Origin of the sequence: Shewanella sp. SM20 (assembly GCF_025654545.1) — a bacterium.
Classification (GTDB): domain Bacteria; phylum Pseudomonadota; class Gammaproteobacteria; order Enterobacterales; family Shewanellaceae; genus Shewanella; species Shewanella oncorhynchi.
On the sequence record NZ_JAKKRK010000040.1, the window covers coordinates 31,738 to 50,063 of the forward strand.

16 protein-coding genes and 1 pseudogene are annotated in these 18,326 nt (G+C 45.4%); 2 read left to right on the top strand and 15 right to left on the bottom strand.

What is annotated here, in order from left to right; all coding sequences use genetic code 11:
- Positions 1-351 precede the first annotated feature (351 nt).
- Positions 352-804, bottom strand: a complete 453-nt coding sequence (locus L5M18_RS16170) for a hypothetical protein (protein WP_028760494.1) — start codon at positions 802-804, stop codon at positions 352-354.
- 137 nt (positions 805-941) lie between these two features.
- Positions 942-1,424 carry a DUF2938 family protein gene (locus L5M18_RS16175; protein ID WP_263197754.1) on the bottom strand — a complete coding sequence of 161 codons (483 nt, stop codon included), beginning with the start codon at positions 1,422-1,424 and terminating at the stop codon, positions 942-944.
- Positions 1,425-1,522: 98 nt separating this feature from the next.
- Between L5M18_RS16175 and L5M18_RS16180 the strand changes: the two genes are divergently transcribed.
- Positions 1,523-1,912 carry a helix-turn-helix domain-containing protein gene (locus L5M18_RS16180; RefSeq protein ID WP_263197755.1) on the top strand — a complete coding sequence of 130 codons (390 nt, stop codon included), beginning with the start codon at positions 1,523-1,525 and terminating at the stop codon, positions 1,910-1,912.
- A 366-nt stretch (positions 1,913-2,278) separates the two neighbouring features.
- Here L5M18_RS16180 and L5M18_RS16185 read toward each other — a convergent pair whose 3' ends face one another.
- Positions 2,279-2,482 carry a hypothetical protein gene (locus L5M18_RS16185; protein WP_263197756.1) on the bottom strand — a complete coding sequence of 68 codons (204 nt, stop codon included), beginning with the start codon at positions 2,480-2,482 and terminating at the stop codon, positions 2,279-2,281.
- Between the two features lie 97 nt (positions 2,483-2,579).
- Positions 2,580-2,852: a hypothetical protein gene (locus L5M18_RS16190; protein WP_263197758.1), complete on the bottom strand. Its 273-nt coding sequence runs from the start codon at positions 2,850-2,852 to the stop codon at positions 2,580-2,582.
- Between the two features lie 64 nt (positions 2,853-2,916).
- Between L5M18_RS16190 and L5M18_RS16195 the strand changes: the two genes are divergently transcribed.
- Positions 2,917-3,084: a hypothetical protein gene (locus tag L5M18_RS16195; protein WP_263197760.1), complete on the top strand. Its 168-nt coding sequence runs from the start codon at positions 2,917-2,919 to the stop codon at positions 3,082-3,084.
- Positions 3,085-3,194: 110 nt separating this feature from the next.
- Here L5M18_RS16195 and panP read toward each other — a convergent pair whose 3' ends face one another.
- The 11 genes and pseudogenes from panP to L5M18_RS16250 all read right to left on the bottom strand — a co-directional run.
- Positions 3,195-4,844 carry a pyridoxal-dependent aspartate 1-decarboxylase PanP gene (gene panP, locus L5M18_RS16200; protein WP_263197761.1) on the bottom strand — a complete coding sequence of 550 codons (1,650 nt, stop codon included), beginning with the start codon at positions 4,842-4,844 and terminating at the stop codon, positions 3,195-3,197.
- Between the two features lie 546 nt (positions 4,845-5,390).
- Complete coding sequence (locus tag L5M18_RS16205; RefSeq protein ID WP_263197763.1) at positions 5,391-6,605, bottom strand: glycerate kinase; 1,215 nt, start codon at positions 6,603-6,605, stop codon at positions 5,391-5,393.
- A gap of 232 nt (positions 6,606-6,837) precedes the next feature.
- Positions 6,838-8,196, bottom strand: coding sequence for a GntP family permease (locus tag L5M18_RS16210; RefSeq protein WP_173245672.1), 1,359 nt, complete (start codon positions 8,194-8,196; stop codon positions 6,838-6,840).
- A 325-nt stretch (positions 8,197-8,521) separates the two neighbouring features.
- Positions 8,522-9,529 (bottom strand): catalase family peroxidase, encoded by a 1,008-nt coding sequence (locus L5M18_RS16215; RefSeq protein WP_263197766.1) that lies wholly within the window; start codon positions 9,527-9,529, stop codon positions 8,522-8,524.
- Between the two features lie 209 nt (positions 9,530-9,738).
- Complete coding sequence (locus L5M18_RS16220; RefSeq protein ID WP_263197767.1) at positions 9,739-10,977, bottom strand: sugar diacid recognition domain-containing protein; 1,239 nt, start codon at positions 10,975-10,977, stop codon at positions 9,739-9,741.
- 8 nt (positions 10,978-10,985) lie between these two features.
- Complete coding sequence (locus L5M18_RS16225; protein ID WP_263197774.1) at positions 10,986-11,684, bottom strand: uracil-DNA glycosylase family protein; 699 nt, start codon at positions 11,682-11,684, stop codon at positions 10,986-10,988.
- A 110-nt stretch (positions 11,685-11,794) separates the two neighbouring features.
- Complete coding sequence (locus L5M18_RS16230; RefSeq protein ID WP_263197769.1) at positions 11,795-12,400, bottom strand: hypothetical protein; 606 nt, start codon at positions 12,398-12,400, stop codon at positions 11,795-11,797.
- A 216-nt stretch (positions 12,401-12,616) separates the two neighbouring features.
- Positions 12,617-14,704, bottom strand: coding sequence for an MtrB/PioB family decaheme-associated outer membrane protein (locus L5M18_RS16235; RefSeq protein ID WP_263197771.1), 2,088 nt, complete (start codon positions 14,702-14,704; stop codon positions 12,617-12,619).
- Positions 14,705-14,716: 12 nt separating this feature from the next.
- A complete protein-coding gene (mtrA, locus tag L5M18_RS16240) occupies positions 14,717-15,718 on the bottom strand; it encodes a decaheme c-type cytochrome MtrA (protein WP_028760483.1) in 1,002 nt (333 codons plus the stop codon).
- Positions 15,719-15,786: 68 nt separating this feature from the next.
- Entirely contained in the window at positions 15,787-17,739 is a 1,953-nt protein-coding gene (locus L5M18_RS16245) for an OmcA/MtrC family decaheme c-type cytochrome (RefSeq protein WP_263197772.1), read from the bottom strand.
- A gap of 351 nt (positions 17,740-18,090) precedes the next feature.
- Positions 18,091-18,326: pseudogene (locus tag L5M18_RS16250) on the bottom strand (IS4 family transposase); the annotation flags it as partial.

An 18,326-nucleotide genomic window follows, 5' to 3' on the forward strand; every position in this document is an offset into this window, starting at 1 on the left:
AAAGCTTTCAGTTCCTATGTGGTTTCGATTGGTCGCTTAGCGCTTGTGAGCGTGTTAACAGCATATATTATTCATGGTCCCTCTGTGCATTATCCTTATGTGCATTAGTTGGGGGAATTATGGCTGTTCTTGTTTATTCGTTTTTCCCAATATTTTTCATACAGTATCTGTGTCGATATAAAAATAACAACGAACACACCCGTATCAATAATAAATTTCAATGGTTCAAAAGGATCGCTAAAAATATCGTAGTGAAAATCGAAGTATTTGAATAATAATTTTGAACCAATAAAAGCAAAAATAAAAGAGGTAAAGAACTTCAATGGTTTTTCCTCAAAATATGTTGATAAATTAACCATTCTCTTTGGCGCGTTTGTACTCTTGTTGGGATTGATAAATTCCCAGAATGATCAGGCCAAATACGAAATAGAACAATTTTTGCGCTGAAAACTCGATTGTAAACGTAGGATGTACTAGGTGGCGGTATAGAATACTGTGAGAAATTGCCTCTGTTATCGTCAGAATAAATGGATAGCTAATTAATGCGATAGACGATATTTTCGCGAATTTGTACGTTTGAGGTTGTTTAATGAATTTTGCAATAAATAGTAACGCAAATGATAGCGTCAGATTGCTTATCCATAAAATAGCCGCCGTAATTCGTACTTGAGTATGACTGGCTTGTTCCGCATCGGGATAAACCTCTAATATCTCCTGCAAGTAGCTTGCTGGGCTCACTAATCCCCAAACAGGGTAAAGGCATAGCAGCACGGCAGTGAGCATTAAAATATATCTGATAAACATCCTTTTTCTCCGACAGATTCTGCTTAGAAAGCTATACTTTTTATACGAATCATTACATTAGCATTGTTTTTTACAAGTTGCGATTGCTTTGGCTAAACTAAATTATTGTGACAAAAGTTTTTAATGGATAGCTAAGTTTAAACATGAACTAAATATTTCAGGCTTAAAGCAGCAAAAAATAGCCCTAGGCCATAGACGCTATGTGTCAGTAAACTTAGCCACCGAGCTTTCCATGGTGAAGGTGTTTTATTTGCTGCAATCCTAAATCCAAGACAAGGTTGAATGACATAGAAAGGAAACACTACGGTAACAACACCAGTCATTAGTGCAGGTATCAACGCTGGCTCAAATAACCACATTTCCCCAAAGATTAATACATGAATTAAAACAATAATAATACCGATAAAATAATGCAGAAACCAACTCAGAAAGGTTTCTCCTTTAACAGATGGGGTTGTCATAATAGGCCGATGAACCAACTGACCTCTGTAAATAAAAATAAACCAACGTCCCACAAATGCATAGTCAATAGTTGGATTATGAAGTACGTTTTTTGCCACCATGACCATGAATCCATTATTAATGTGGCACCAATACCCACTAATATTGACTGTAGCCAAATAGAAATCTCCATTCAGTTTTCCCTCTTGGTATTCTTTCCTGATATAGTTCAGGCATGGTACAACTTGAAGTTGACTTTAAGTCAAGAGTGAATGTTATGGATATTGCAGAGGTATCACGCGAATCAGGATTAGCTCCTTCAACATTGAGATATTATGAAAAAATTGGACTTATCCAATCCATTGGCAGAAAAGGACTTAGACGCCAATATGCCCCTAAAATCATTAATAAATTGAATATTCTCTCACTTGGACGTATTGCAGGTTTATCATTAAACGAAATCACTACGATGTTTAATGAATCAAATCAATTGACCATTGATCGTAATTTACTGGCGCAAAAAGCATCTGATATTGATCTCAACATTAAGCGGCTAAAAGCAATACGAGATAGTCTTTACCATGTAGCAAGTTGCCCACAATCAGATCACTTAGAATGTCCATCATTTCAAAAACTAATGAAATCGGTAAAGTCTTTTGAATCTTAATCAGTGATAGAAATCAATCACTCGCTATGCGTATAAGGAATATTGTGGTCACTTAAATTTAGTAATTGAATTTGACACACAAAGGAGTGAATGATCAGTACTTAATCTTGGCAATAACGTTTAACTTATTTCGTGCTAATCAAACTTATTTAAAATAGATAGAGCTGTAAAACAATGGGTGCTACAAGATCTGATGTGCTTATCGTTGAACACCCACCATGTCAACCTTGTGTGATGGAAAAAAATTTATTCTGAAAAGTATTTAACTCAAATCCAACCAGATACTGCCTAATAAATGGATAAGTTTCATATTAGGTCTAAGCTAATTAATTTTAGCCTTAGTCCATCATATATAGTATTAGATTGTTAATTATTTCTCGAAGAAAGATAAGCCATCACAGCTATCATGCTCCCAATTACAATACCTGTAATTCCAAAAAATAAGCCAGCTTCTTGTCCATATATAGCACCTGATTGTAGCAGTGAATAGACAGGTGAAAGACCAAAGTATCCCCCAATCACACAACCAGTTACAGAAAGTAAAAGACCAACCTTAGTTCCAATGTTCATTTTATAAAATCCTTTTTTGGTAAAAATTTAATGGTACATAGACATTACTATTCTCGGTGCAAATGTCTGCCTCCGTATTTTTCGTGGATTAGTTAAACTAAAGTCTGAACTTCCCGTCAAGTCGCAAACAAGCACTTGAGCAACGTAACATAAATAAAATAAAACTAACAAACTTTGGTTTGATTTGTTCAAAGTGAAAGACCATAGACCATAGACCATAGACCATAGACCATAGACCATAGACCATAGACCATAGACCATAGACCATAGACCATAGACCATAGACCATAGACCATAGACACTTAGCCTTAGTGGCGCGTAAGTTAATCTCACTAAAGAGTGATACACCTACACCCTTGGTGTTTTTCAAGCTAGTTTTCATTCTTATGTGTGGAGCATGACTGCCTATGTGATAGTGGTATGTATTTTTCCATATGCAGCAGATTACACAGAAATTAGCAAAGGCGAATTCAACTGCTGACGTGACCTTCGATGACATGGATGTCATCGTAGAGCCGCCATGGATGGCTTCACGGCGTGTCACGGAAGCAGTTGAATTCGGCGGACGAGTGATGGATAAGCGCTTTGTCTTGTCTCTTTAATGTTCAGCTTATTTCGTGTCGCGTAGCAAACAGCCGCAAATAATTTGCGGCTGTTTGCTATTAACACACTGTATTTGAACTGGGATTTAAAGCTTTCGCTAAACAACTCGCTATTCAGCAATCATCGCCATGAGTGCGGGTAAAAACTCGTTATCTAGTGCGGCGATTTCACTTTGTTCGACCAGCACTTGATTGAGAATGTCATGGCTGGTGAGGGGATTGGCGAGTACTACGCGAAATACCACGGTCGCTTGCCTAAAGTAGCGGGCAGGCTGAATGCGGGTGCGGGAGACGAAGGACTTACCCTGTTCGCGTTGGTGCTTTTGAATAAACTGGGTGAGGCCATCGAGCAGCTCGTTAAAGCGGGCGAGTTTTACTGTGTCTGCTTGCTCACAGGCAAGCTGCATGGCAGCTTGGATGCGGGCTGGCACATAACGGTAAGTCAGCAGACAAAGTTCTGGCTCAGTGATTAGCTCAAAATCCTCATGGGCTTTGATTTGTTCGGCAAAATAGCGGGCTTTTTCAAGGCTGTTATTGATTAAGATTTCATAACCATCACGGCCGATGATCTGTAAGCAAGCGTGCACTAACATCGCCATGCCGGGGCGAGAGCCTTCCAGCGTTTGGCTGCCGAGATCCTTTGAACCACGGCGCAGAATATATTCGGCGTGATGGGCAATGGCGTGGGCAAACTCTGGATCTTTAAATAACACCATGCCTGCGCCCATAGGCACGTACATTTGTTTGTGGGCATCGATAGTGACTGAGTCAGCAAGTTCGATACCTGCGAGTAAGTGGCGGTATTTATTGGATAATAAACTCGCGCCGCCCCACGCTGCATCCACATGGAAATGGCAGTTTAACTCTTTTGCCAGCGCAGCTAACTCTGTCAACGGGTCAACATTACCGGTTTCTGTGGTGCCAGCCACGCCAACAATCGCTAATACTTTGATGTTCTTGCTAGCAAGTTCAAGGGCGGCTTGACGCATTTTCGCGACATCGACCTTGTTATTGCTGCCAGTGGGAATGCTGATGATATTGTCGCGACCGATGCCAAGCAGATCGACGGCTTTGCCCAGTGAATAGTGGCCCCGCTCCGACACTAAAATCGCTAAATCGTCATAGCCATAGTGGCGCAGCGCCTTGAGTAAGCCTTCGCGGCTGACGCCTTTAAACTCACCCTTGGCTTTCAATAATTGGTTACGGGCAATCCACAGCGCCGTGATGTTGGCAACCGTGCCGCCGGAGCAAAATGCCCCGAGGGAATGATTTGCGCTGTGCATCCAGCTTTGATAAAAATCCGTGTCTTGGGCGTAAATCAAATGGTGCATCATGCCGAGCACTTGGCGTTCAAGCGGCGTAAATGCCTTAGAGGTTTCTATTTTGACCAGATTTTGATTGAGTCCCACCATCATCTTCGACAGTGGCAACACAAAGTAGGGCAGTGCCGAAGTCATGTGGCCGATAAAACTCGGTGCCGCTGTGTGTACCGAATGCGCCACCAGATTTTGCATAATTTCGTCGGTGTAATCGGAGACAAAACGCGGCTGAGTTGGGATCTCAAAGGCTTGAAAATCGGTTTCAATTTCCGACAAGGGTTTTTCGAGCGCGGCGATACTGTCACCCAAAAAGCCTGCTAAGTCCTCGGAGAGCTTTTGCTCAATAATACTCAGCGTTGAGCTTGCATCTTCCGGTGCAGTAAAAATGCGGAGCAAACTTGCTTCGGATGCGGTGGCTTGGCGAGGGAGTTTCTGGGTCATGGGGCTTGCCGTCTATTAATTTTTATAGTGAAACCGCAAATTGGCTCGAAGAGTATAACGGACCAGTGATGCTCGATCAGTGACTCTCAAATGTTCAATCAGCGGAATACCAAAAAGGGAGCTCACTTTACTGCAAGGCCTTTTAGGCATCAAGCACTAAAATTTCATGTATACCAATCACGTTAAATATCTAATCAGTTCAGAGCCTCACAGGCATCTCAATCCAAGGCGCATTGACGCAGAAATGGTTATTCCCTTTTAAGGCAATGCAACACGGGAGTGGGATGGCTGTGAGGCTCCCGAAGGGCGGCTGATGTTCACTACATGGCAACGCGCTTTATACTGCGTTCAAGGCTTTCGACAGAACACCACTATGCCTTCAAGCCTTCGCCTTGTCTAAAGCGCGTTGAACTCCCGCTGAATGAACAGATATTTAATACGATTGGTATTGCCAAAGCGTTGCGGCCTAAATAAGCAAAGGCGCCGTTATGGCGCCTTTCTTCAAATCATTAAACAGAGGGAATTACTTAAGCATTAGTTCCAGTACTAGCGTTGGCCTAACATGAGTACCGCGCCGATATTTCGGGCGGTATTGCAAAGGTTTAGCTTGGCATTGGCCAGCACATCATCAAGCGGACTTAAGTGCGGGATGATAGGGAAGATAGCCGCCATACCGTGATCCAATATGGCATTGGCGTTTTCACCGAGGCAGCCCGCGATACCGATAGTGGGAATGCCCTGCAGTTTGGCTTGCTTTAACACGCCCATTGGGGTTTTACCAAACACGGTTTGACCATCGATGCGGCCTTCACCTGTGATCACTAAATCGGCGCCACGGATTTTGTCCGCAAGGCCAACGGTTTGCATCACAATCTCAACCCCGGGTTTAAGCTCGGCATTTAAAAAAGCCATCACGCCAAGACCCATACCGCCAGCCGCGCCAGCCCCGGCATGATCGCGGTGATCGCTAATGCCATTGCGGGCAATCACATCGGCATAATGGGCAAGAGCGGCATCTAGCTGCTTAACCATCTCGGGCGTCGCACCTTTTTGCGGACCAAAAATCGCCGAGGCACCGCGTTCACCGCACAGTGGGTTATCAACATCACAGGCAACTTCGAAAGTGCATTGGCTCAGTAGTGGATGGGCGTTGGTCATATCGATACGGGCAAGATTGACCAGTGCCGCGCCGCCAGAAGGCAAGGTTTTACCTTGGTCATCGAGCAATAAAATGTCCAGCGCCTGGGCCATACCTGCGCCACCATCGTTGGTGGCACTGCCGCCTAGCCCCAAAATGATGTGCTTTATCCCCCGATTAAGCGCATCACAAATCAGCTCGCCCGTCCCATAACTTGTGGTAAGCAGCGGATTACGTTGCTCCCTCGGCACATGGTGCAAACCTGAAGCTGAGGCCATTTCAATCACGGCAATCGCGCCTTGATGTGGCGATTTGCTCGTTGGATCTGCACGTGAAACTGAAGCAGAACTTGTATTCATAGCCGCGCCCAGAATGCCTTCACCAAGGATGCCATAGTGCGCTTGCACTCTATGCCCCAGTGGCCCCATGACCTCTAAGCTGACAATACTGCCGCCCGTGGCGTCCACCATAGATTGCACTGTGCCTTCGCCACCATCGGCAACGGGTATTTTGATTATGTCGCAGTCAGGTATCACTTGTTTTAAGCCTTGTTCGATGGCGTTGGCCACTTCGAGCGCGCTTAAGCTTTCTTTAAATGAGTCGGGGGCGATAACTATTTTCATTAAAAATCCTACAGCTAAATGGGATAAAACAGGGCTCAATGTTGAACACTAAACCCAAGGCCACTTACGTTGGGCGCAACAACATCCCTGTGCTAAAACTGAGGTGATATAAGGGCATTTATATCCATCACTGGCACATTAATCTGTTGCAATTATTAGGGCGTATAACAGAGATATATCTTGGGCACGGTATGTGCCCAAGGGACAATATTGAATCAAGAACTCATTAATATTAGAGCAACACTAGGCTTAGCACGTACACAGTTACCATGGACGTCACACCTTGGATTAGGGTCGCCATAGTTTGGGCTTTATAGGCTTGTTTGACACTCATGCGGCTAAATTGGGTGACGACCCAAAAGAAGCTGTCATTGGCGTGGGAAACGGTCATCGCACCTGCGCCAATCGCCATTACTGTTAATACTCGGCCCATATCGCTACCAAGACCAATATCGCCAAGCATAGGCGCAACCAGTGCAGAGGTTGCGACTAACGCTACCGTCGATGAACCCTGCGCTGACTTAAGCGCGGCAGCGACGATAAATGGCATGAAGATACCGATACCCAGTGCCGACAGTGATGTGCCCAAAAAGTCACCGATAGGCGTGGCTTTTAGTACCGCACCAAAGGCACCACCTGCACCTGTGATTAAAATAATCGGCGCGGCAGTGACTAGCCCTTGGCTGATGCGTTCGCTAAATTCGCTGATCTTATTCTCACCCTTTAACAGCAGCAGGGATAAAAACAGGCCAATCATCAGGGCATTAACGGGCTGACCGAGGAACACGAGCGCATCAAACACAGCTTCTTTACCCAAAGGCGCTGAAGGGAAGTTAGCGATAGAACCTAAACAAATTAATACGATAGGCACAAAAATCGGTGCGAAAGCTTTTAATGGACTTGGTAGCGTGCCATAGCTTTTTTTCAGCGTTTCATAGTCACTGGCCTGCGCTTTAAGTTCTTCTGCGCCTTCACCATCGGGCTCAACATCGGCAAAGCGGTTTGCCCATAACATACCTGCGAGTGCCGCAACAGCTGCCACAAAGAGACCCACACCGATCACTAAGCCTAAGTTGGACTCTAAGCCTAAGTTGCCTGCGGCGGCGATAGGGCCTGGCGTTGGCGGTACAAAGGTGTGAGTGGCGTACAGACCTGTGGCTAAGGCAACGCTCATGGAAACACTAGAGACCTTCATGCGGTTCGCCATCGATTGTTTCAGTGAGTTTAAGATCACAAAACCCGAGTCACAAAAGACCGGAATAGACACGAGATAACCGATAATTGACATAGTGAGTGTCGGGAAGCGTTTACCTAATATCTTGATCACCACATCGGCCATGGTGATGGCGGCGCCACTTTTTTCCAGAATAATCCCTATGATAGTGCCTAAGACGATCACTAAGCCGATATAGCCTAAAATATTGCCAAACCCTGTAGTAATGGTTTTAGCGATTTCTCCGCTCGGCAAGCCATAGGCGAAGGCTGCGATAAAGGCGGCCAGAATTAAGGTTAAAAAGGGGTGGAGTTTAAATTTTGAGGTCGCGATAACAATAAATGCAATCACGCCGATGAGAATAAGCACTAAGTTCATAGTTTGTCCCGTTCAGTTCTTGGCTGAAGTTTTTGAGTAAGTTTTTTGACTTATAGTGTAGGGCGCAGTGCTTATTTGGGCCTGAGTCCAAATGAGGGCTGCTTTAAGGTCATCCTATTATTGTGCAGGTATGTTTGAATAGCTTTGGCTAAATCCACGGAATTACCGCGTTATGTTTCGCCATTTTTGTGCTCATGCACAAAAATGCTTAGGTGAATTCGAATGCAGGAGGAGGCGTTTTGTCGGTAAGGGAGGCGCTTGTCGATAAGGATTGGCAAATAGGGCTATTTGCCAATCCTAAACAGGAGGGACTTAACTCGACTCTTTATTGACGACGAATAAAGGATTCTACATAGGCTGCGGTGCGGGCATTGAGTATCGGATCGGCAGATGCAGTAATGCCCTTAGGCAATAACAGTGGGTTAAATATGCCTTTATCACACTGCTGTACTTGGGGATCGCTATCTCGTTCACCGTTAATCATCACTTGGCCTACCAGTAAACGCTGGCGAGTTTCAGGCCAGATCACGGTTGGGTCATTAATCTCATCACCCATTTCGGCGAGTTGAATATAAAGGTTCCATTGTGCTGGCTGGTTTTTAATGCGCTCGAGTAATTCCGCCTTTAAAAAATCATCACTGAGATTGGCAAGTTCACTGGCTGACAGCGCGGCAGTACCAGTGACAGATTCAAAAATCCATTTACCCGCGACCGTTTCACCTTGTTGAACACTGTTTTTTTGCGTGCTGAACAGGAAACTATTTACACCGAAGTAGCGGCTGTTGGCAAAACTTGGGCTGGGAGGCAACTGTTTAACATGGTCGAAAAAAGCTTTGGCGCTGGGTTGATTATCAATAAGCCACTGTTTACCTTCAGGACCTTGTTTCACTTTGGTTTGAAAGTTAAAAAACTCTTCGAGATTTTTGGCAAAGAAAACAGGAACGTTAGTGGTGACAAAGTTAAGGTTCTCTTTATCGCCATCAATTTTGAGTGACATAAAGCGCCCAGCGGTTTTATCGGAGATCTGCGGATTTGTACCGCCGAGGGAAAAGCGGGCTGTAACCTTGATACTATCTTGATTAAAAAATGGAATTGCCAACGTTTGTTGTAATTGTGGATTCGGTTTAAAACTGCCCGAGGTACAAAATCCCTTAGTGTGATTACGCAGTTTGACATTTTTACCCGCCTCGCGACTTGCCACATCGGGTGTGCCGTTGACGGCATCGATCAGTTCGGGAATGGTTTTCTCGGCCGCGATTAACGAAGGTGAAGTCAGCGCTAAGCCGCTAATGAGACAAGCTTTGGCGAGTAAAGTCAGTTTGATTGAGGTCATTATCATTCCTTTCAATGGACTAAGTAGAGAGCGCTAGCATATCGACGCGATACTATATGAAAGGATAGGAAAGGGGATACGGTATAAATCTTTCAATTAATTTTTTAGTACAGGCCAAGTTTTACTCAATTGATCTGGCCATCAGGTCGGCGCCGTCATCTGCGGGCTTTTTTCTGGCGAATCTGTTGAGTTGCTCAGTCATTTGAGCGTTAAGTTAAGCGAGTCGAAGTATCAATTAATTGCCCAAGATACAGGCTTAATAATCCATGCAGGGATTGAATGTCGGCTTGGGTGATTTGCTGAATTTTATCAAGGCGATATCTGAGTGTATTGCGATGAATAAACAGGGCATTCGCGCATTGCTGTGCATCGCCAAAGTGGGTGATGTATGCCGCTAAGGTTTTGCGTAATTGGCCGTTTTTGTCCGCCTTGGCGAGTTGCTGATAGGGCGTTGCCAGCGCCTGACCGCGCCAGTCATGTTTTAGCCCTGCAAGTAACACTTGTAGGGAATAATCTTCAAACAGGTATTTATTCCCTTCTGCATTGAGCTGCTTACCGAGTGCCAAGGTTTCTTGAGCCGTGTGATAGGAGCGCGCTATCCCACCTTTTTCCGGGAAGAAATGGCCTAGGGCAATTTTAAAGTTTAAATCCATTTGGGCGGGTAAGCGCTGCAACAGCTTATCGATGCGCTGATTTTCAAGCTCAGGATCCCATTGTTTTCCATCTAAAAAAGCAGGCTTTAGGATCACCAACTGCGACATTGAGGTCATGGCAATCAAGTTACCACGGTCTGGGTATTGCAATAGATGCAGCACTTGCTTGAGGGTTTCACTGACTCTGGGGCTACGTTCATCGGCGGGCTGAGTGGATGCCTCAGCTAAGTACAAGGCCGATGGGGGGGTGTCGGTCTTTAAGTGGTGTTTCTGGATGTTTTTCTCGCTGATCTCAATAATGGCCGCGACTCTTGGCAGGCTGATATCAATGTCGAGTTGTTTTGCCCAGCGGTGCAATTGTGCATCATCGGTTTCAGCTTTGATCAGTTGCAGAATAAACTCTTCACGCTGGCGATTCTCCCATTGCAATTTATCCTGCAGGTTGGCTTGTTCGACAATTATTTCGGCGGTCATTTTGAGTAACTCACCATAATGGGTGAGCTCACGTGGATCACCGGTAATGCCGACGACGCCGATAATTTGTCCTTGATAATGTAAGGGTAAATTGATGCCTGGCTTAACGCCATGCAGCCCTGAGGCGACTTCTTGACTGATCTCAACATTGCGATTTTGGGCAATCGCCAGCAGCGCGCCTTCGTGGGTTGACCCTATACGCTTAGGGTCGCCTGAGCCTAAAATCACCCCTTGGCCGTTCATCACATTGATATTGTGGCCAATGATTTTCATTGTGCGACTCACAATTTGCTTAGCAATGGCAGAATCAAGCAGATACATACAGGCGCCTAGTGGGGTTGAAGGTTTAACAGGGATGCAATACGCATTCTTAATCTGGGTAGCATATCGCGTTCAAACTCAGGATGCTGCTTAAGCCAAAGATTATTACGCGGGCTTGGGTGCGGCAAGACAAGATACTTAGGCCAATATTGCTGCCATTGCGCGCATGCTTGGGTCACAGTTATTGGTTTCAGTTTGGGGATGGCTTTTACTTTAGCGCTGGTCGAAATTTTACTGCTGGTTGTTTGAGGCTCAGTGATCGGCGAAGTGAGGTTTACGGCCTCGGACGATTCGCGCGGTAGATGATAGTCGATGGCATATTGGCCGAGGATCACAATTAGCTCTATTTGCGGCATTAGGGCGAGCAAGGCCTGATGCCAAGTGGCAGCACATTCGGGGCGCGGTGGTTTATCACCCTGCTTTTTACCGTTTTTTTCGATACTGCCCGGAAAACAAAATCCCATAGGGATAATGACAAAAAGATTGGGGTCGTAGAATTGCTCCCGCGTGACATTCAACCAAGTGCGCAGCCGTTCACCGCTGGCATCGTCAAAAGGTATGCCTTTATGGTGGGTTTTCACGCCCGGAGCTTGGCCTGCAATCAAAATTCGCGCTTGGGTACTGGCCTGTAATATCGGCTTGGGCGCTAAGGGTAAATGGGCCTTACATAAAGTACAGGCGCTGATTTTTGCCAGCAGTTTAGCCATTGATGCCGAGCATGATGGCGATACAGTTACGCAAAGTGGCGATGGCGCTTTAGTGAGATTCGTCTTAGTCAATTTAATCGCTAATTTTATCGTTGCTCATTCATTTTCAATCAGGATTGGAGCATCATCACTGTTTGATATACCCAGTAGCCAAAAAGAGAATAGCCAAGGATTAAACTGATATAACTTAATATCTTAGGAATTTGATTTGTGCTTGAAGCCAAACAAATGTGGGCCAGCACAATCGTAAAGAGGGCTAATGGCGCAATCACATAGCTCAGAGCTAAGATGAATAATGCCCCTAGGCTGATGATCCAATCAGCATTGCGATTGGTGGGTTTATCGATTTGGCAAAGCTGTAGTGGCAATAAAATCAGTCCAATACCGACACAGATAATGCCTAAGTTAAGGGCGAAATCACTCCAACCTCTATGATCATAAATGGCTAACGCAATGGCAATTAATGGCACTATTAGTGCGCTTAATACATGGCGTTTGGCAAAAGTGGCGCTACGATACTGACCCGCAAAAAAGAATAAGCCCTGTAGAAACAGATTGATTAAGGTAAAACCACCTAGGCCTAAAATGATAAATAGGCTCGCTGTGCCACCCGAAGGGTCGAACGCCATAGCGGGTAAGGGTAATAGGCTTAGCCCCAATAGTACGGGAATTGATAACAGCCACTGAGATTGGGAGATTGAAGAATAAATACGCATGGGCTCAGAGGATTAACTAAAAGATTGAATTAAGATCCGCTAAAGTGAGCCAAAACTCAAGGATTAAGGTTTTTATGGGTGGACTTTCGCGCCAGAGTCTGATCTTATTCAAGATTTTTACTGTTATCTGCCATGATGTTATCGCTTTAAAAGATCCTGCTGCACTTAAACAAAAGCCCGCAACATGCGGGCTTTTCGTGTTATGAACAGGATCGATTAGAGTTTGTAACTCATGCTCAGCATGATCATTTGCGCTGTGTAGTCATGGCTATTGCTGCCAAAGCCTACGACGTTCCAGATCCCATCGACGGCGATATCATTGGCGGCATCATTGTCTTTATAATTCTCAATTTTATAATCCAAGCGCAGCGCCATTTTCTCGGTGGCTTGATATTGAGCATATAAGTTAATGTTGTGCACTTTGGCAAAATAATCGCCATAGTCGCCTGTGATACCTTGTCTGACTTGAGTGTTACTGTCGGAGTTTGAATAAGTGTAATCCAATCCCATGCGTAACTTGTTCTCAAGCAAGTTGTTGTAGCTCAGGCCCGCCCCGACCACATCTACATTGTCTTCAATGAATCCTGTCCACGTTGGGGTGCTGTAATTACTGCTTCCCGCTTGTTCAGACTCAATGATTTGGTAGTTGTAGAAGGCTGTCGCCAGTAAATCATCGGTGATCATGTAGCTGATGTTGGCATCATAACTGGTGTCTTTTGACTCAGTTAAGCCAATAACTGTGTCAGAGTAGTCATCTAATGCGTAACGGGCACCGAAATCTATGGTCAAGCTGTCGATTGGCGAGTGGGTGACTCTAGCTTCAATCTGGGTTCTGTCGCGGTTAGCCAGATTGTACTTACGTAACAGGCTGTTGGTTTCAGAAGATGTCCATTCAGAAGCTTGATATTGCGAACCATCACGCTGACCGTAACTGCCCTTAACCCACATATCCCAAGTTTCAAAGCTGTTAACGCGCAAACGTGCCCAAACGGTATTTTCATCCGTGGTTTCACGGTCTTGATAATTACGGTCGTCACGTTTGAAGTCATAGCCGCCATCAAGCTTCAGTCCATGGGTAATACGATAATCCGCCACCACTTTGAAGCGTTGGCTAGTGTTATCGTAAGGGGTGTTATAGGCCACCTTACCATTGACATTGTTGATGCTGACTTGGGTCCACTCTTCAATTTGAGTATTGTTATCACGGTCGCTATAGTCGTAGCTACCACTTAAGCGCAGTGAGTTAGTCACTTTACTGACGACTTTTAAGTTCAACCCTGTGAGGTCAACTTTGGCATCAACGGCCTCTGTTGGCACTTGATAGCCATAGCCTGAAGTGACTAATGCTTGGTCTTGACTCATTTGTCCCGCAAGCACACGACCTGTTAACACATTGGTATTGTCGTTGTATTGACCCATGAGCGACACTGTGTGTGACTGGTTGTCAGGGTCAAGGGCGAGTGTGCCAGAGGTTTGAGCACCAAAGGTCGGATTGAAGGCACTGTCGAAGTTTAACTGGTTGTACTCGTTCTTAAAAATTGAGCCATTGTAGTTAAGTGCCGTGAACCAACGATCGCCTTTGAGTTTAATGCCGGCTTCAATGGAGTCAGTGGTGTAATCAACTGGCTCTGCTAACATCATGGATTGGTTAAAGAATCCACCTGATGTTTTTTTCAAGCCAGTTTTTTCTTCACGCATGTAGCTCACATGCGTACTCCACAGCGATTCACCTTGATAGTCAAAACCTAACCCTGTGCGCTCACGTTTGAGCGACAGTTCTAAGGCATTTAGGTTGTCCATCAGTAACGGCATCTGGCTGCTTGAACCCGCAGTTACCCAGTTGTCTGGCAAGGTTAAATTATCGCTGCCGACACCAGAGTAGGGCGTTAAGGCACTATTACTGTTGTAAGTGGCGATTTGGCGATAGTTTACATTGACATTATACTGGCCTTGTTTGCCCGCATTGACATCTAAACGGCCACCATCCATGCCCAGTTGATAAGCTTCAACGCTAGCTTGATAGCCTTTCTCACCACGGAAGGTGACATCGGCATCAAATTTACCCGCAACTTCGTTTGAAGTCCCAAAGGCATTCGCCGAGCGAATATCCTCTTCGCTGTTGTAACCCACGCCAACACCCACAGTGCCAGACGTACCCGTTTCAACAACGCAGCCTTTACAGCTCCAAGCGGACATTTTGACTTTTTCTGTATTGGCATTGGCTAAGCCATACCCGTCGGCTGCTATTGCAAAACCTGTGTTTGCTAGTAACGCCAGAGTGATCAAATTGAGTTTAAATTTCATTTTCTCGTCTCCTTAGCGCTGTAATAGCTTGCCAGATGGATGGTTTGAACCATGGACCTGACTGTGGCAATTTAAACAGCTTCTTCCACCCGTAAAGGCATTGTCGCCGACGTTTGAACCTAAACCAGTGTTACCTAAGTAAGCATTGCTGGCGTGGCCATCGCTAGCGTGACATTGCTGACACAGCTGCGGTGCGCGGGTTTTCAACATGGCATCATTCACACTGCCGTGAGGATTGTGGCAAGTCACACAGTTCTCAGTGACGGGTGCATGTTCCCACAGTTTTGGGCCGCGTTTCTCGGCGTGGCAGGAGTAACAGGTTTCGTTAATGCTAGGCTTGTTTAGATCGGAATCTGTCATGCTCCCATGGGGATTATGGCAATCGCTACAGGTCATTTGAGCCCATTTTAGTGGGTGACTCGAGCGTTTATTCATATCTGCTTTTTGCTTAGTGTGACAGCTAGTACAGACTTCCATTTCGGTGTTTTTTGATAACACAGGATCTTTTGCGACATGCACTTGGTGGCATGAGGCACAAGCGACATCGGCATTGTCATGGTGACTACCGTTCCAAGATACGCGTTTATCATCTTGGTGACAGCTCATACAGACACTGTTTTGTTTTTCTGCACTTAAGGTCGATTGCTTACCAAAAGTGATCATCGGCTCGTTGCCGCCTTTATTGTGTTGACCCATAGGACCATGACAGGCTTCACATTGCAGGCCAGCCATTGGGCTCTTTGATGAATCAATGGCGCCATGAACACCTTTGAAGAGGTCCATCACTTTTTCAGATTTTTTGTGGCACATCAAACAAGAATCGGCACCTTTAGGGGAGTAGCTGCCTTCGGCAAACTTCTTATCTAAGGTGGCTTCGACTTGTTCTGGAGTCATTTTGTCATCCCACTTTGAGGCGTGTGCACTCGGTGTGATGCATAAAGACATCACTGCAGACATTGCCATGGAGATGACAAGTGCCGGCAGTAGGTTTTTCATTTTTAGGCTGTTCTTCATAATAGGCTTCCCAATTTGTCCCAACAAAATTCAAGAAAGGGGGAGCGAACTCCCCCTGCTTGGGCAAATTACATCTTCACCTGAGTGTGATCTGTTGGTGTGGGTTTGTGACAGTAGAAACAGGTTTCTGACTGCGCCGCTTGATTGGCTTGAACATAATCACCGTTCACAATCGCGCCCATATTTTCTAAGCCGTGGCCAATAGATTCTGGCGCGTGGCATGAAGTACAAGTGGCAGTGATTGGCGTGGTGTATTTACCCGCAGTTGTTGCCAGAGCGCCTTTGACCTTGAATGCATCTAGGTTGAAGTCGTTATGACATTGGGTACATTCTTTGATGACACCTTGTTTACCATGAACAACGTGTAATTTCATCTCCAACGCACCTTTGTTAGCACCACTTGCATAGGTACCATCTGGGGTATGACAAGCGACACACGCATCCACACCGACGATTGGCTTACCACTGGCATCTTTTGCATGTGATAGCTGTTCTGTCATCACAAAACCTGCATGGTGGCCTTTGTGAATTTCGAAGCTATCACCGTGACAACCTTGACAGGTACCAAACTCAACTGAGTTAACATGACGCATGCTCGGTGCTTTACCAGACTTAGTGCCAAAAGCTAGTTCGGCTTTCATGCTCGTTGTTGCGCTGTCTGCGGTACATGCGGTTAAGCTTGTACCAGTGCTACACACTTCTAAACCGATAATGGTAAAGGCGGTATCAGTATCGCCTGCACCGAAAGGTAGAACGGGTGTTGTAAAGACCAATTTACCGTCAACTAAGGTTACACCTTCTTGCAGTGCGCCATCTTTGACTAAGTCTTTCGCTATTTTCGCTTTACCGCTACCTGGACTTGGGTTGTAGCCCATGATCGGGAAGTTAGGGCCAACGTTGGTAACGGACTCTAAACGTTTAATCTTATCTTGAACGGTTGCCGCATCAATTGCGTTACCATCTTTGTCTAAGATAGACACGGTTAATACTGCAGTATCATCAGCTTGACCAGCAAGTGCTGCTGACATACCTAACTGAGCGATAACGGCTTTTTTGTCTGCAGTCTTACCTGTGTGCAGTTCTGCAGTCCAATCGCTGTTATGACAGGCGATACAGTTAGAGTTATCTAACTGTTGTGAGTGACCTTTACCGGCAGCAAAGTCCACTGTGCTATGGCAGCTTCCACATGAGGCAGCAGTTGGGATACGTGACCAATTACTCCAATCAGGCGTAGCTTCATTTGCTGCGTGACAGCTTTGACAGCTTTCTAATGAGCCTAAGGTAAGGTCTTTGTGTTTAGCGTGAACGAGAACATTGAACTCTTTACCTACGCCAACTTTTCCGGCTGTGTGGCAAGTTGCACAGTAATTAACGTCAGAATACGCGCCGCCATGTTTAACATTGGCTAAATCTTGGTGACAAGTATTACAGCTTTCTGTGGCGACAATTTTGCGACTGTATGTTGGCAGTGCGCCAGTATCGGCAGTGAAGTCGACAAAGGCGTTACTGTTTGGTACTTGAGTACCATCGGGAAGCGGAGTGTTATAAGCGCGGATTAATACCCGTTGAGCTAACTGTTCGTTATAGGTGACTTTAGTGTTAGCAGTCAGGTTCATGCTAAAAGTATAACTGTAGTGACCGTTTTTCTTGTCAACGAAAGTCCCAGGGCATGTTGCAGCGACATCACAGGTTTCATCACCAAAGTATTGCCATTGTGACGCATTACCTGCACCAGTTGCGCCTTGTGGGATTAATTGTGCTGCGGCAAAACGCATTTTTTGTAGGCCAACAACGGGTAAATCATTTTCGTTAGTGACGGTAAACTCAACACTCGGAATACCGTTAGTGACGACAGATTTGTCAAAGGCGAAATTAAGGGTTTGAATCGCTGGAGCAGGTTCGCCACCAGGTTCACCGGGATTACCATCATTACCATCGCTGCCACCACAGCCAGCTAAGGCCATAGTGACTGCACTTGCTGCTAACAGCAGTGCGATTTTAGTTGTTTGTGCGTTCATCATTTTTTTCCCTGCATAGGTTTGGCATTGCTTAAACGCTATGTTCTAGAGCCAACAGATTCTATGTCTGTGTTTTTGGTCATTAGAAGCGACTTAAGTGGATGCTGGAAATAGAATTCCCCAAGGAAAGGCTAACCTAACATGACCTTAAAATCTCCAAGGCCTTTGCTAATGTGTGACTTGGATCTTTCTATTTCTAAAGAGGTATTTAAAGCGAGAGGTAAAAATGATTTTAGAACAAAAAAACAGCGGATTTTATCTGGGTAATGTGCGTTGACTTTATACTATAAAAGCAAGGTTTGAATGGGGTTGCTGTTATGTAAATAAAATCCCCCGCACTGCGCTGTCTCTTGATCACATCTTTTGCTCAAGAGACAAGGCTAGCTGGTAACCTTCAAGGATGGTTTGCAGTTTAAACCATCCTTGCCATAACCTTTCCCAGCCCACAATTCCGCTTCGTTTGCTGTCATTCCAGCCCGCGAGTTTTCCTAATCTTAGATAAGCCCAATGCACACTGGGGACTTGTTCGGGCGGTTGGCTTTTTTCCGTCTTTAGCCATAACAACTTCCAGGCCAATGGGCTTAACAGGC